Raw genomic sequence first — 14,679 nt, forward strand, 5'->3', positions numbered from 1 at the left:
TGCGGGAAATGGGGATATCCCCAGCATTACTGAGTAAAGGGATCAAAATCAGCATGGACGGGCGAGGTCGTGCTATGGACAACATTTTTACCGAGAGACTCTGGCGTACAGTTAAGTACCAGGAGGTCTACATAAACGACTATACAAGCCCCCGTGAAGCCCGTCTCGGTCTTGCCAGGTTCTTTGAAAAATACAACAACTACAGGCCGCATCAGGCACTGAAAAATTTGACTCCGGCCGAAGTCTACTTCGGCAATTATACCTTGGAACACTTCCAATAACATTTCGAGTCTATTAAGCCGAGGATTATAGAGCATTTAGGGGGTATTGGCCACTCTGGTGTCCAAACCCCCTCTGACCAGTATAATCCTGGCTACTCCGTCAAGTTCGAAGCCTCCTACTGACTCTAAGCTCCCTGGTGGTCGCTAAGAGTCAGTACGTCGATTACGAACTTGACGAACAGGAGTCAGACAGTGTTTGTTTGGTAAAAAATGACATAATACCAGCCAACAAATGTCATTATTAACAATAATTTACTTACAAAATACACAAAGGAGGGAGAAAAACCACCTTAAACAAGGTCAAAAAAATGTCTTAACATCTTTAGCCACCATATAAACTTATCTGTGAGATTAAAGTATCCAAGGACTCTCCACTTGGATACTTTTTAACTTTTAGCTTAACTGGGATTTGGGTACAACATGGGGTGCAGTTGTTAAACCGGTTGGCTGGTTGTCGGCAGTCTGACCTGTGTGTTTATCATACGGGTTTCTTTTATTCATTAACGGATATTTTTTATTTAATCAAAAGAAAAATATATTTAAGGTTATTATAATTTGAGTTATAATAATAGCAGGTGATGTTATGAATAAATTTGTAAACCGGGAAAATGAATTGACCTTTTTGCAAAGTGAATACATTAAAAGGCAATCTTCTTTAGTGATTATTTATGGCAGAAGAAGAATCGGAAAGACTTCCCTAATTAAAAAATTTATTCAGGACAAATCTGCTCTGTATTTTCTCGCTTCTGAAGAGCCGGAAAGGGAAAATATCAACAGTTTTAAAAACCTGTTGGCTGAATTTACAGGAAATATACTCCTTAGAAGAGGTTCAGACTTCTCCTGGGATGATTTGTTTACCGTATTTAGAGATTATAACAGTAATTACAAAAAGATTCTTGTTATTGACGAGTTTCAGTATTTAGGCAAGGCCAACAGTGCCTTTCCATCCATCTTTCAGAGGATATGGGACCAAATATTGAAAGATTCATATATCATGGTGATTTTATGCGGTTCTTTAATTCATATGATGGAAAGCCAAACCCTTGCTTATTCAAGTCCTTTATACGGAAGAAGAACAGGACAAATCAAGCTGAAGCAAATTCCTTTTTTGCATTATGGAGAATTTTACGGTAATAAGAGTGAAGAAGAGTTAATACAATATTATGCTGTAACAGGCGGGGTACCGAAGTATATTGAGGTTTTTCGGGATGTGGAAGATGTTTATGAGGGAATTCAGAAAAATATCTTAACACGACAAAGTTTTTTATATGAAGAACCAATCTTTCTTTTGGAGAAGGAAGTTTCAGAGATAGGCAGTTATTTTTCAATAATTAAGACTATCGCTCAGGGAAATCATAAACTGGGAAGTATTGCAGCAGCACTGGGAGTATCCCAGACCAGCCTAACAAAATATTTGAATACAATGATAAATCTTGATCTAATTCAAAGAGAAGTCCCTATAACTGAGAAAAACCCTGAAAAGAGCAAAAAAGGACTTTACTTTATAAAAGATAATTTCATTGAGTTCTGGTTTAAGTTTATCTACCCTTATAGAAATTATCTCGAGATGGATAATACAGAATATGTGATGGAGAAAATTAAGAATAATTTTATCGACAACCATGTTAGTTTTGTCTACGAAAAAATATGTATGGAAAAATTATGGAAGATGAATGACGAAAATTTCTTGAATTTTAAAATTTTAAAACTGGGCAAATGGTGGAGAGGCAGCGAAAAAATTGATTTCATAGGTTTAAACGAAGATAGTAAGGACATTGTATTTTGTGAATGTAAATATCACGATAAACCAGTAGATGGAGATGTGTTCTATGATTTATTGCAAAAGGCAAAACAGGTAGACTGGTACAAAAAAGAAAGGAAAGAACAATATGTCCTGTTTAGTAAATCTGGCTTTACCCATAATTTATTATCCCTGGCTGATAAACGAAAGGATTTAATATTGGTTTTTGGGGTCAGGCTTGCGTAAGTGCATTTGTTTCGCCGTGTGCAAAGGTTTTCCCTGAATTTATTATATATTATTTGGCCCTATGACAGTATTGCAGAATGTTACATAAGGGGAGCATAGGGGGGTAACGGCAAGAAAGTGATTAAAAACAAATTTGGTTACAACAAACAAAAATTAAGATTAATTTTCTTCATATTTACGGTACAAACAGCTATTTGGCTTATCTTTTTAATATTGTTCCCCACGGTATGGCCGATTTTGTCAGCAGCATGCCTATTGAGCATTGCCGGGAGTATAATTATCATACGCTTTTACCCACTGCGGCAGGCAGTTGATTCTCGTATTGACGATAAAGCTTTTACTCCCACCTTGCTGATTGCCAATGAAACACTTCCTTATCTGCGCAGAGGACTTAACGAAGAGACTGCGCGTAAAATAGCAGAGATTATACAAAAAATCAGCGACGTGTCTGCTGTGGCTATTACTGACCGGGAAAAGGTTTTGGCTTTTTTAGGCACGGGTTGTGAAAACCATCCGGTGGGAAGGCCCATCGTAACCAGAGCTACTTTTGAAGTTATCTTGACGGGACAGTTGAAGGTTGTCCAGAACAACAGCGAATTCAACTGCCTTGTCAACAATTGCAACTGCCCTCTGGAATCTGCGGTAATTGCACCCCTGATCTGTAAGGGACAGGTCGTAGGCACACTAAAACTTTATCAAACCCGGCAGGGGCACATCCCTAATTATGTGGTAAAATTAGCCGCCGGTATAGCCCAACTCCTTGGGATGCAGATGGAACTGGCCGAGCTGGACCGGCAGTCCCGGCTATTAACCGAAGCCCAGTTGGATGCCCTGCAGGCCCAAATTAATCCCCATTTTCTTTTTAATACTTTGAATACCATCAATATGTTTATCCGGACAAAACCGGAAACCGCACGCAAGCTTTTAATCCGGCTGGCTTCGTTTTTCAGGTATTCACTGAATCGCGAGGGTCGTTTTATTACCCTTAAGGAAGAGTTAAAGTATATTCAAAACTATATTGTCCTGGAAAAAGCACGTTTTGGGAAAAAACTGCGGGTTAGCAGGAACATTGATAAATCGCTTTTAGAATACTCCATTCCTGTTTTGACAGTACAACCACTGGTGGAAAACGCCATCAGGCATGGTATTACACCCAAAGAAGGCCGGGGAACGGTGCAGATTTCGGCCTGTTTGCAAGGGGATGAAATTGAAATATCCGTTGTTGACGATGGAATAGGCATTCATCCCGAAATTATGCCTAAAATATTTCAGCCGGGTTTTGGTTCCGGCTGCGGGGTAGGACTGTCAAATGTTCATGAAAGGTTAAAAATTTTATTTGGCGAGGAGCATGGTTTGCACGTTGAAAGTGAATTCGGCAACGGTACAAAAGTTTGGTTCAGGGTTCCTTTCAGTTCGGTAATGATAAGGGAGGAAATAACATGACATTGAAAGCCTTGATTGTTGATGATGAATATCCTGCCCGTCAGGAACTGAGGTTTCTTTTAAGCCAGTTTAACAACATTGAAGTGGTAGGGGAGGCTGCCAGTGCATCTGAAGCGCTGACGTTGATTAAAGCCCTTGATTATCAGGTCTTGTTTTTGGATATAAACCTACCGGGAAAGAACGGCATTGAACTGGGAGCAGCTATTCAGGCTTTGCCAAAACCGCCCTTTGTTGTTTATATAACCGCCTACGACAAGTATGCTCTGGAAGCTTTTGATGTGAATGCCATTGATTATATTCTTAAACCCATTGATAAAAGAAAGATCAAACGGGTTATTGAGCGTGTGCTGAAGACTTGCCAGGAAAGCGGGGGCTCTTCTGCGCCACCAGGAAGCGGCGACTCACTTTTGGAAAGTCCTAAAACAGCCGCGGAAAACGCCGGGGAAGTGAAAGTAAACCTGTTAACGGCAGAAAAGCAGGGTAAGACCGTACTCGTTGATGTTAATGAGATTTATTATGCCTTTACGGAGCAGGATTATGTATTTATCAAAACCTTTGGGGAAAAGCTTTTCACTCGCTTTACCCTGAAAGAACTGGAGGCCAGGCTGGGCAGCGGCGGCAAGTTTTTTCGGACGCACCGTTGTTATATAGTAAATTTGCTGAAGGTAAAAGAAATACTGCCCTTATTTAATGGCACTTTTAACCTGGTGCTGGAGGATAAAGATCATAGTACGGTGCCGGTCAGCCGGAACCAGGCGCGAAAACTAAGGAAAGTACTAGGTTTTTAAAACAGGATTTTGCTAAAGATAATTGATTTTTGAAAGACTATCCCAGATGTTTTTAAAGCAGCTTAACGGTTTAAATAGAGGGTTAAACGGTAGGCAAAGCCGCTGTTTTTACTTAATAACGGTGAAATCTACCTTTCAGCCTGCATTTTGACCGCCCGGAGGCATATTTTTTCCGTTCTCGGGAAAGAAGTTTAGTTTAATTAGCTCCAGAGGTAAGATGTAATCAACAAAAGTATCTAACATAATCAACCGGAGCAGGGCGAAGGAGGGATTTGAATGAAGGTCTATATAGTAAAAAGTATGGATACCAACTGTGTTGTCTCCATCGATAAGGTTTTTCAAGACAAAAATGAAGCGGAAATATATGCCAGGGAACAGGAAAAAGAATTTCCGGGGCTTGTATTTTATATTTCCGAGTACTTTGTTCACAATATGAATCAGGCTAAGCTGTCCTTAATATAAATAAAATATAAAACATTTATTAATTGATTAAAACGTCCGTGAAGAGTCACCACCTGAAAGTGGTGACTTTTTTTTGCCATTAACCTCTAAAGTACGGAAAAATGATATTTTCCCGCTCCAGAGGTTTTTTTGATGCTTTAAGTGCACAAACGGGAGGTTTAACGGTAAGTGGCAGGAGGCATTGTATCCCCAAGGGTGGTGTTGTGCTGTTGGGAGGGGAAGGGTGTACGAGAAGTCTTAAATATTGCCTTTACCGGGAAAAACATAGCTGCTTCATTGTGTGTTAATTAAGATAATAATCAAAAAGAACAATAATCAAAAAGACAGGGGGAAACATTATGAATAATGCAAAAACAATATCTCATTATGAAGATGAAGAACAGTTATTTTTTCCTGATTCATCCTTTTCCACCCGGGCCAATATTCAAAATACCCAGATTTATGACAGCGCGTGGGTAGATTACAAGAATTACTGGATGGGGGAGGCTCAAAAACTTCATTGGTTCAAGCCATGGGATAAAGTGCTGGAATGGCATAGCCCTTTTGCTCAATGGTTTGTCAATGGTAAACTCAATGCCTGCTACAATTGCCTGGACAGACACCTGGAGGGATGGCGCAGAAACAAAGCCGCCATTATCTTTGAGGGTGAACTTGGAGACCGCCAGGTATGGACCTACCAGGATTTGCACAGGGAAGTGACGAGGTTTGCCAATGTTTTGCGCGGTATGGGAGTAAACAAAGGTGACACGGTAACGATTTATCTGCCCATGATACCGGAGGCGGTCATAACCATGCTTGCCTGTGCCCGCATTGGTGCACCTCACAGTGTGGTGTTCGGAGGTTTTTCCGCTGGGGCCCTGAGGGATAGAATCAGTGATGCAGAATCCAGGGTGATTATCACGGCGGATGGTTGCTGGCGCCGGGGTAAAGCCATTCCCCTTAAAAGCAACGTAGATGAAGCCATTTCTCAATGCCCAACCGTGGAAAAAGTAGTAGTCGTGCAAAGGACTAGGGTTGAAGTCAAGATGGAGCCGGTGAGGGATGTATGGTATCACGAAATAATGAGAAAAACACCCGCGGGTTGTCAATGTGAAATCATGGATGCCGAGGATGTATTGTTTATTTTATATACCAGCGGCACAACCGGTAAACCCAAGGGGATCGTTCATACTACCGGCGGATATTTAACGGGTGTTGCCTCGACCCACCGGAACGTTTTTGACCTCAAGGAAGATGATGTTTACTGGTGTACTGCTGACATTGGGTGGATTACTGGCCACAGTTATGTGGTATACGGCCCACTGGCCAATGGTGCTACCATCCTAATCTTTGAAGGGGCCCCCGATTATCCGGGAAAGGACCGGTTCTGGGAAATAATTGAGAAATACAGAGTATCTATCTTTTATACGGCTCCTACCGCCATCAGGATGTTTATGAAGTGGGGGGAATCCTGGCCACAAGGCAGGGACTTGTCTTCTTTGAGACTGCTGGGATCCGTTGGTGAGCCCATCAATCCCGAAGCCTGGCATTGGTACCACAAAAACATCGGCAGGGGAAGGTGCCCCGTTGTTGATACGTGGTGGCAAACCGAAACCGGCAGCATCATGGTGGCGCCACTACCCGGTATCACACCGGTTAAACCTGGTTCGTGCACAAAACCTTTGCCAGGAGTATTTGTTGATGTGGTTGACGAAAACGGCAAACCGGTAGTGCCCGGTGGTAGTGGATACCTGGTAATTAAGAGGCCCTGGCCTTCGATGCTTCGCACTGTCTATAAAGACCCTCAACGCTATATAGACACTTATTGGAGTCGTTTTGCAGGGATGTATTTTACCGGGGACGGGGCGAAAAAGGATAAACACGGCTATATTTGGGTGCGCGGACGAGTTGATGACATTATCAACGTATCAGGCCACCGGATTGGCAGTGCCGAGGTGGAAAGCGCCCTTGTGGAACACCCCGCAGTGGCGGAGGCTGCGGTGATTGGCCGCAGTCATGAGCTCAAAGGGCAGGCGGTTACGGCCTTTGTTACCCTCAGGGAAGGAGTAATTTGGGCCACTGAGTTGGAGGATGATTTAAAGAACCACGTGGCCAAAAGGATCGGCGGACTGGCCAGGCCCGAGGAAATCATTTACGCCGGGGAATTGCCTAAGACCCGCAGTGGCAAAATTATGAGACGTTTATTAAGAGATATTGCGGAAGGCAGGGTGATGGGCGATATCTCCACCCTGGCGGATCCATCGGTAATATCCCAGTTGCTGGAGCGGAAAATTGCCATCTAAATATCACCTCATAGAAATTTGTAAAAAAAGGGGGTAAAATCATGAGTTTTCATGGTTCTGTGATGAAATGGCAAGAAGATAAAGCTTCTTTAATTAAAACTCACCTGGGTTTATGGCTGTTCTTTCTCTATGCTTTTGTTTATGGGGGGTTTATTCTAATCAATATTACAGCTCCCAAACTAATGGCGGTGGATGTTGGACCCCTGAATGTAGCCATAGTGTATGGTTTCGGGCTAATTATTTTCGCCCTTTTCTTGGCGCTTTTCTATAACAGCGTCAGTTCCGGAGCAGAAAAAATTTTCCGCGAAGAAAACCATGCCTTGCAGAAGGAGGATGCTTTATGAATTATGTGCCTTCGCCCTGGGCTATCGTTATCTTTGTCTTCTTTGTAGTAGCTGTGCTGTATATTTCCTATTATTTCGCCCACCGTACCAAATCAGCCGCCGGATACTATGCCGCCGGTGGGCAGATCCACTGGGCAGTAAACGGTATTGCCTTTGCCGGTGATTATCTTTCCGCAGCTTCCTTTTTAGGAATCTGCGGAATGATCGCCATGTCCGGTTACGATGGGTTCCTGTATTCCATTGGTTACCTGGCTGGTTGGATAGTCGCCCTTTTTCTAGTGGCGGAACCTTTGAGACGTCTTGGTAAGTATACCTTTGCCGATGCCCTGGACGCCAAGTTTAATTCCAAATCTATTCAGTTGATGGCCGCCATCAGTACTTTACTGGTTTCGCTTTTTTATCTAATCCCGCAAATGGTAGGTGCCGGGTCACTGGTTACCCCCTTGCTGGGGTTGCCTCACAGCGCCGGTGTTCTTCTGGTTGGAGCTGTCGTGATAATTATTGTGGGCACCGCTGGTATGACATCTACAACTTATGTGCAATTTCTTAAAGGTCTTTTGCTGATTGTTTTTTCACTGCTCCTGGTGTTCTTTATATTCTCCCGTGGTCTTACTACCAAACCTGATCAGGGCGGAAATGTGCCTTACCACGATTTTAAGACCTTAAAACTGACTGCCCTTAGTACCGACTCCCTTGAACTTGCGGACCAGTCTTACCAGGTGCTTACCGATTACCGCAAGGAATATGGCAAGAAATACCCCTTTGTGAAACTATCCAGGGATAATGTCGTCTCCATCTGGAAAATCAATGAAAAAGACATGATGCTGGAAGAGACGCTTTTTGTCACAAAACTGGCCGATGGCAGCACACTCTATAACGGTGGCAAAAAGGAAGCGGGGAGGTTTTATCAGGTCGGCCATTTAAGCCAAATAGACGGCAAAGCCGATTGGCAAATCGCACCCCTTAATCCTTTCTCTTTTATTGAAAACATTAAGAAGAGTTCCGTTGTCAGGTGGGGCAAACAAATAATCAAGGACGGAGACAGTGAGACTACCGTATATTATCAGAATCCCACACCGGGGAAGGATGTACTGCGCCCGGGGCTCATCTATAAATTAGATTCGGATAAAGGAGCTACTGTGCGGGATAAATTCGATTTTGTCTCCTTAATGCTGGCCTTGTTTTTGGGTACAGCAGCCCTTCCCCATATCCTTATCCGCTACTATACCGTACCAAGTCCCTCTTGTGCCCGGAAGTCTACCATTATTGCTATTGCTGCTATAGGATTATTCTATGTCCTCACTTTGTACATGGGATTAGGTGCCATGGTAAGCGGGGTAATCGATTTAACAAATGACAACATGTCTGCTCCCCTTTTGGCAAAATCCTTTGGTACTCTAATGTTTGCCATCATTACCGCAGTTGCCTTTGCCACGGTGCTGGGGACAGTGGCGGGCCTTATTCTGGCAGCCTCGGGAGCTGTAGCCCATGACTTAATGGATAAATTCTTTGGCCGGAAAATGAGCGACAGGGGAAAAGTAATGGCAGGAAAAATCACCGCGGTGATTGTTGGTTGCATAGCCATTGCCTTGGGCATCGCCTTTAAAAATATAAATGTTTCTTTTCTTGTGGGTTGGGCCTTTGCCGTGGCTGCATCCGCCAATTTACCGGCCATAGTTATGCTGTTGTTTTGGAAAAAAACCACTTCCCAGGGGATTGCTGCCTCAATTTTTGTCGGTTTGACCTCTGCCCTGGGCTTAATATTATTATCACAAAAGACATTTAATGAAGTGTATCACTTATCTCATCTTGTTGCTCCTGTACCTCTCAACAACCCGGCCATTATTTCTGTGCCTCTAAGTTTTATTACCCTGGTAGTAGTGTCCCTGCTTACCCAGCCTGAGCCGGTACTCAAATGTACGGGAGTTTCATCGCAGGAGATTTAAACAACAGTTATTGAAGTTAAAAATAAGAGCCGGGAAAAAGCGGTGGAGTCTTTACTCTCCGCTTTTTTAAACGTATAGGAAAGTATAAAAATTTTTGTGGTTCTCAGCCCTTGTTAAGCAAGGGTTTTTTCATTTTTTAACGAAAGCAGGAAGTAGTTGTTAGAAAGGTGAGAACATATGGGCCAGGATAATATCTTAAGAGAGATATTTTTTGATGAGAACAAGCATTGGGAAAAGTTTGTTAATAAATACGAAGACAGAATACGTCCTGTTGTGATAAAGGAAATCAATAAATTTAATCGATGTGGACAAAAAGAAGCAGGATTTACTCTGTTCGCATGTCCGGTATGTGGAGAAATGAAAATAGTTCCTCACACGTGTAAGGGACGTTTTTGTACATCGTGCGCAACCGGATACACCCAAGAATGGAGTCGAGAAACCAGTAAAAGAATGTATCCGGTTCCTCATCGCCACATCATGTTTACAGTGGACGAACGTTTGTGGGAAATATTTACCCGTCATAGAGAACTCTTGAAAGATCTAATGGACCTGGCAGTAAAAATACTATTAGAATGGCTGAAGAAAAGAGGAAAAGTCAAATCCGGCGCCATGGTAGGAATACATACCTTTGGAGCAAGAATGAACTTCAATCCCCATGTACATATCCTAGTAACTGAAGGTGGTTTTGACGGAGCGGGGAAATGGGTTGTTAAAGACTTTATCCCATATGTAATGCTGAGGAAAAGGTGGCAGGCGGCAGTAATGGAGATGTTGAAGAAAAAACTGCCGGAACAAGAAGTTAAACGATATAAGAAGTTGTTTCAAAAGATATGGGATGATAACCCTGAAGGATTTGTAATCTATGGTCCGCCCAATAAAAAAGGACAAGGGTCAGTAGAAGCCCAAGTAGGATATATAGGGCGGTACATGAGAAGACCTGCCATGGCGTTAAGCAGAATTGTAGACTATGACGGGGAAAATGTAACCTTTAAATACTTTGATAAAACAGAGCAAAAAGAAAAACAAGAAACCATCACCGTAGAAGAATTCATATCACGGATAATAAGGCATATACCGGATGAGCAATTTAAAACAATCCGGTATTATGGAATTTACTCCAGAAGGAGTAAAAGATTGGCTGACAAATTAATGGAAGCATACCTGGGAAGGCAGAAAAGAAGGAAAAACGGCCAAAGAGGAAAGCAACGGATAGGCTGGAGAAATAAAATAGAAGAATTCACAGGAAAAGACCCGTTAGAATGTATGAGATGTAAAGAGATAATGGAATACAAGGGGAAAGTGTGTCTAAAATCAGGGATATTGAAAGTTGTTGATGCCGTAGATGACTTTGCTAAAAAAAGACTAAAGGAGTTGGCAGGAATAGATGAGCCCAGTAAGCAGAAAAAGAAAGAAACACGCAAAGAAAAAGCCGCCTAAAGTAGGCGGCAAGGCAACCATCAAATTTGTTTGTTTGCAGTGTAACATAGAAGAAGACATTCCGAAGGAAGTGGTGGATTACTGCGATATGATGGATGACGGAGATATTTCAGTTCCACCAAGGTTTAGTTGTGAGGTTTGTGGCGGTGAGATGCGCCCAAAAGAATACTTAGGTGTGCATGGTATTAAATATGAGTTATAGGAACCAAAGAGCGCGCGACCTTGGTCGCGCTTTTTTTAATTATGCTATAAATGGGTAGGATTGGGTGGTTATAATCTAATAGCTTGTAAGTAATCTGGCAAATTTGATATAATGCAAGGTATGGCAGAGAAGGATGAAGAAGGATGGTGAAGATCAATGAAGATTACCGTTAAAGATGTGGAACATGTGGCCTTGTTAGCCCGCCTGGATTTGACGGAACAGGATAAGGAAAAATATACCCAGTCTTTAAATGCGATCCTTGAATATATGGAAAAGTTGAACCAGATAGATACCAGCAATGTGGAGCCTACGGCCCATGTGCTGCCCCTGAAGAATGTGTTTCGGGAAGACAAGCTTCACCGTACTATGGATAAGGAACTGGTGCTGGCCAATGCTCCCGAAGAAGAAGACGGCTGTTTTAAAGTACCGCGAATTGTGTGAGGCAAGGAGGGTTCCCCATGGATTTATATAAAAAGACAGCCCATGAACTGAGCAGCCTTTTACAAAAAAGAGAAGTCAGCAGTGAGGAACTGACCCGCTCAGTGCTTGATCGTATCAATAAGGTAGAGGAAAAGGTTAAGGCTTTTGTCACCGTAACAGGAGAACAGGCCCTGGAGCAGGCCCGGGAAATCGATGAAAAGAGGGCCAGGGGGGAAGCGATGTCGCCTTTGGCCGGTATACCCATGGCCATGAAAGACAATATCTGTACAAAAGGAGTTACCACCACCTGTGCTTCCAAAATCCTCTATAACTTTGTGCCTCCCTACAACGCGACGGTAACGGAAAAGTTGTTGGAGGCAGGGACCATACTGTTAGGTAAGTGTAACATGGATGAGTTCGCCATGGGCTCTTCCAACGAAAACTCGGGTTTCTTCCCTACCCGTAACCCCCATGATTTAAGTGCCGTTCCGGGCGGCTCCAGCGGCGGTGCGGCAGCGGCCGTGGCCGCCGATGAAGCTGTCTTTACCCTGGGTTCTGATACTGGAGGGTCTATTCGCCAGCCTGCAGCTTTTTGCGGTGTGGTGGGCCTCAAGCCTACCTATGGGTATGTTCCCCGTTATGGGCTTATTGCCTATGCTTCCTCCCTGGACCAGATCGGGCCATTAACGAAGGATATCACCGACTGCGCCCTGGTTCTTAATGTGATAGCCGGTCATGATCCCAAGGATTCTACTTCCGCACCGGTGGAGGTTCCCGATTTTACCCGGTACCTGGTGGACGATGTGAAAGGACTAAAAATCGGTATCCCCAAAGAATATATGGGCGAAGGCATCGATCCCCGCATTGCCGCTTATCTCAAGCAAGCTGCAGCAAAACTGGAGGAGCTTGGCGCGGTGTGTGAGGAAGTCTCCTTACCTCATACCGAATATGCCCTGCCTGCCTACTACATCATCGCCTCGGCGGAAGCCAGCTCTAATCTGGCCCGTTACGACGGTGTGCGCTACGGCCTGCGTGTTGAGGCCGAGGATGTCATTTCCATGTTCTGCAAGACCCGGAGCCAGGGCTTTGGGGAAGAGGTAAAGCGTAGGATTATGCTGGGTACTTATGCCTTGAGTTCCGGTTATTATGATGCTTACTACCTGAAAGCCCTCAAGGTGCGTACCCTGATTAAAAGAGACTTTGACCAGGCCTTTCTTAAATATGACTGTCTCTTGACACCGACCAGTCCTACCACGGCCTTCAAATTCGGGGAGAAAGTCAATGATCCCCTGGCCATGTATTTATCTGATGTATGTACGATTCCTATTAACCTGGCGGGTGTACCCGGCTTATCCCTACCTTTCGGTACGGTAGAAGGGCTGCCCGTGGGTATCCAGTTCATTGGCAAGCCCTTTGGCGAAGGTACGCTCCTGCGTGTGGGCTATGCCCTGGAACAAAATACCGACCTGACGAAACCCAAAGCTCAAATGGAAGGGGTGATCTAGGTTGTCTGCCCAGTATGAAGTGGTCATCGGCCTGGAAGTCCATGCCGAATTAAAGACAGATACGAAAATCTTTTGCTCCTGTCCCACGGAATTTGGCGGGGAGGAGAACACCCATGTCTGCCCTGTGTGCTTAGGGTTACCGGGTGTGCTGCCTGTTTTGAACAAAAAGGTTTTAGAATATGCGGTGCGGGCCGGCCTGGCTTTAAATTGTGAGATTGCCAGTTTTAGTAAATTTGACAGAAAAAATTATTTCTATCCCGACCTGCCCAAGGCCTACCAGATTTCCCAGTACGATCTGCCTATCTGCAAAAAGGGGTACCTGGAAATTGAGGTGAATGGCCGGAAAAAGACCATAGGCATTACCCGTGTCCATATGGAAGAAGATGCGGGCAAACTTGTCCACGGCGGGGCTACCATTGCCACCTCCCGCTATTCCCTGGTAGACTACAACCGTACCGGGGTGCCTCTCATTGAGATTGTTTCCGAGCCCGATATGCGCTCGGCGGAAGAGGCCCGGGCTTATATGGAAAAGCTTAAGGCGATACTGGAGTACACCGGTGTCTCTGATGTGCGCATGGAGCAAGGGTCGCTCCGCTGTGACGCCAACATCTCCTTGAGGCCCATGGGCGCGAAAGAATTTGGGACTAAAACAGAAATCAAGAACCTTAACTCTTTCAGGGCCTTGCAAAAGGCTATTGAATACGAAATAGAAAGGCAAAGGGATATCCTGGAAGAGGGGGGCAAAATCATCCAGGAAACCCGTTCCTGGGACGAAGGCAAAGGGGTTACTGTATCCCTGAGGAGCAAAGAGGAGGCCCACGATTACCGGTATTTCCCTGACCCGGACCTGGTGCCTGTGGTCATAGATCCCCAGTGGGTTCAGGAAATCAGGGATTCCCTGCCCGAACTTCCCGACGCCAAGAGGGAACGTCTCGTTCAAGAAATGGGCTTATCGGAATATGATGCCGGCATTATTACGGGGAGCCGTGCCCTGGCCGATTTCTTCGACCAGGTGGTGGCTGAATATAACGAGCCGAAAACAGTGGCCAACTGGATTATGGGCGAATTCCTGCGTCTCTTGAATGCTAATAACCTGGAGGTAGCCGAAAGTAAAGTAAAACCCCGCAGCCTGGCGGCGTTGTTAAAGGCTCAGGCCGAAGGGACCATCAGCGGCAAAATGGCCAAGACTGTATTTGAAGAAATGTTTGAGACCGGCAAAGAGCCGGAAACCATTATTAAAGAAAAAGGAATGGTTCAAATCTCCGACGAAGGGGCCCTGGCTGCCGTGGTGGAGAAGGTGATTGCGGCCAACCCGCAGTCGGTGGAAGACTATAAGGCCGGTAAAGAAAAAGCCATCGGTTTCCTGGTGGGCCAGGTGATGAAAGAGACCAAGGGCCAGGCCAACCCCGGTCTGGTCAACAAGCTCTTAAAAGATAAGCTTGGCTAATTTACGTTATCCGATAACCGATTTCCGACTTCCGATTATTTTTACGATGTCCGAATGCCGACATCCGAATTAATTATTAATTTTAGGACGTAAGTTTTCTTACGTCTTGTTTTTTTAGCACACCATTGTATTTCT

Annotated in this window: 12 protein-coding genes and 1 pseudogene; all 13 read left to right on the forward strand. The window is 44.4% G+C overall.

Going from position 1 to position 14,679, the window contains the following annotated elements; all coding sequences use genetic code 11:
* Positions 1-38: 38 nt before the first annotated feature.
* Positions 39-281, forward strand: a pseudogene (locus BR63_RS16325) (integrase core domain-containing protein); the annotation flags it as partial.
* Between the two features lie 583 nt (positions 282-864).
* Positions 865-2,268: an ATP-binding protein gene (locus BR63_RS16330; RefSeq protein WP_034425824.1), complete on the forward strand. Its 1,404-nt coding sequence runs from the start codon at positions 865-867 to the stop codon at positions 2,266-2,268.
* 171 nt (positions 2,269-2,439) lie between these two features.
* Positions 2,440-3,711, forward strand: coding sequence for a histidine kinase (locus BR63_RS16335; protein WP_420825508.1), 1,272 nt, complete (start codon positions 2,440-2,442; stop codon positions 3,709-3,711).
* Positions 3,708-4,499 (forward strand): LytR/AlgR family response regulator transcription factor, encoded by a 792-nt coding sequence (locus BR63_RS16340; protein WP_034425821.1) that lies wholly within the window; start codon positions 3,708-3,710, stop codon positions 4,497-4,499. The genes BR63_RS16335 and BR63_RS16340 overlap by 4 nt, the downstream gene beginning before the upstream one ends.
* 276 nt (positions 4,500-4,775) lie before the next feature.
* On the forward strand, positions 4,776-4,961 hold the full coding sequence (locus BR63_RS16345) for a hypothetical protein (protein WP_034425818.1): 186 nt from the start codon (positions 4,776-4,778) through the stop codon (positions 4,959-4,961).
* A gap of 338 nt (positions 4,962-5,299) precedes the next feature.
* The gene (gene acs, locus BR63_RS16350) at positions 5,300-7,243 is read left to right on the forward strand and encodes an acetate--CoA ligase (protein WP_034425815.1); all 1,944 of its coding nucleotides are present in this window, start codon (positions 5,300-5,302) and stop codon (positions 7,241-7,243) included.
* A 41-nt stretch (positions 7,244-7,284) separates the two neighbouring features.
* Complete coding sequence (locus BR63_RS16355; protein WP_051966281.1) at positions 7,285-7,587, forward strand: DUF485 domain-containing protein; 303 nt, start codon at positions 7,285-7,287, stop codon at positions 7,585-7,587.
* On the forward strand, positions 7,584-9,533 hold the full coding sequence (locus BR63_RS16360) for a sodium/solute symporter (RefSeq protein WP_034425813.1): 1,950 nt from the start codon (positions 7,584-7,586) through the stop codon (positions 9,531-9,533). The genes BR63_RS16355 and BR63_RS16360 overlap by 4 nt, the downstream gene beginning before the upstream one ends.
* Before the next feature lie 177 nt (positions 9,534-9,710).
* Positions 9,711-10,970 carry an IS91 family transposase gene (locus BR63_RS16365; protein ID WP_187142658.1) on the forward strand — a complete coding sequence of 420 codons (1,260 nt, stop codon included), beginning with the start codon at positions 9,711-9,713 and terminating at the stop codon, positions 10,968-10,970.
* Positions 10,918-11,172, forward strand: coding sequence for a hypothetical protein (locus BR63_RS16370; protein ID WP_243269976.1), 255 nt, complete (start codon positions 10,918-10,920; stop codon positions 11,170-11,172). The genes BR63_RS16365 and BR63_RS16370 overlap by 53 nt, the downstream gene beginning before the upstream one ends.
* A gap of 156 nt (positions 11,173-11,328) precedes the next feature.
* The gene (gatC, locus tag BR63_RS16375) at positions 11,329-11,613 is read left to right on the forward strand and encodes an Asp-tRNA(Asn)/Glu-tRNA(Gln) amidotransferase subunit GatC (RefSeq protein ID WP_034420928.1); all 285 of its coding nucleotides are present in this window, start codon (positions 11,329-11,331) and stop codon (positions 11,611-11,613) included.
* Positions 11,614-11,630: 17 nt separating this feature from the next.
* The gene (gene gatA / locus BR63_RS16380; protein ID WP_034420930.1) at positions 11,631-13,097 is read left to right on the forward strand and encodes an Asp-tRNA(Asn)/Glu-tRNA(Gln) amidotransferase subunit GatA; all 1,467 of its coding nucleotides are present in this window, start codon (positions 11,631-11,633) and stop codon (positions 13,095-13,097) included.
* 1 nt (position 13,098) lies between these two features.
* Entirely contained in the window at positions 13,099-14,544 is a 1,446-nt protein-coding gene (gene gatB, locus BR63_RS16385; RefSeq protein ID WP_034420931.1) for an Asp-tRNA(Asn)/Glu-tRNA(Gln) amidotransferase subunit GatB, read from the forward strand.
* Positions 14,545-14,679: the final 135 nt, after the last annotated feature.

The organism is Thermanaerosceptrum fracticalcis (assembly GCF_000746025.2).
GTDB classification, from domain to species: domain Bacteria; phylum Bacillota; class Peptococcia; order DRI-13; family DRI-13; genus Thermanaerosceptrum; species Thermanaerosceptrum fracticalcis.

Excerpts from the sequence above, each read along its gene's own strand:
- BR63_RS16345 (WP_034425818.1), top strand. The coding sequence starts at position 4,776 with ATGAAGGTCTATATAGTAAAAAGTATGGATACCAACTGTGTTGTCTCC.
- gatC (WP_034420928.1), top strand. The coding sequence starts at position 11,329 with ATGAAGATTACCGTTAAAGATGTGGAACATGTGGCCTTGTTAGCCCGC.
- BR63_RS16340 (WP_034425821.1), top strand. The coding sequence starts at position 3,708 with ATGACATTGAAAGCCTTGATTGTTGATGATGAATATCCTGCCCGTCAG.
- BR63_RS16360 (WP_034425813.1), top strand. The coding sequence starts at position 7,584 with ATGAATTATGTGCCTTCGCCCTGGGCTATCGTTATCTTTGTCTTCTTT.
- BR63_RS16355 (WP_051966281.1), top strand. The coding sequence starts at position 7,285 with ATGAGTTTTCATGGTTCTGTGATGAAATGGCAAGAAGATAAAGCTTCT.
- acs (WP_034425815.1), top strand. The coding sequence starts at position 5,300 with ATGAATAATGCAAAAACAATATCTCATTATGAAGATGAAGAACAGTTA.
- BR63_RS16330 (WP_034425824.1), top strand. The coding sequence starts at position 865 with ATGAATAAATTTGTAAACCGGGAAAATGAATTGACCTTTTTGCAAAGT.
- gatA (WP_034420930.1), top strand. The coding sequence starts at position 11,631 with ATGGATTTATATAAAAAGACAGCCCATGAACTGAGCAGCCTTTTACAA.
- BR63_RS16365 (WP_187142658.1), top strand. The coding sequence starts at position 9,711 with ATGGGCCAGGATAATATCTTAAGAGAGATATTTTTTGATGAGAACAAG.
- BR63_RS16370 (WP_243269976.1), top strand. The coding sequence starts at position 10,918 with ATGAGCCCAGTAAGCAGAAAAAGAAAGAAACACGCAAAGAAAAAGCCG.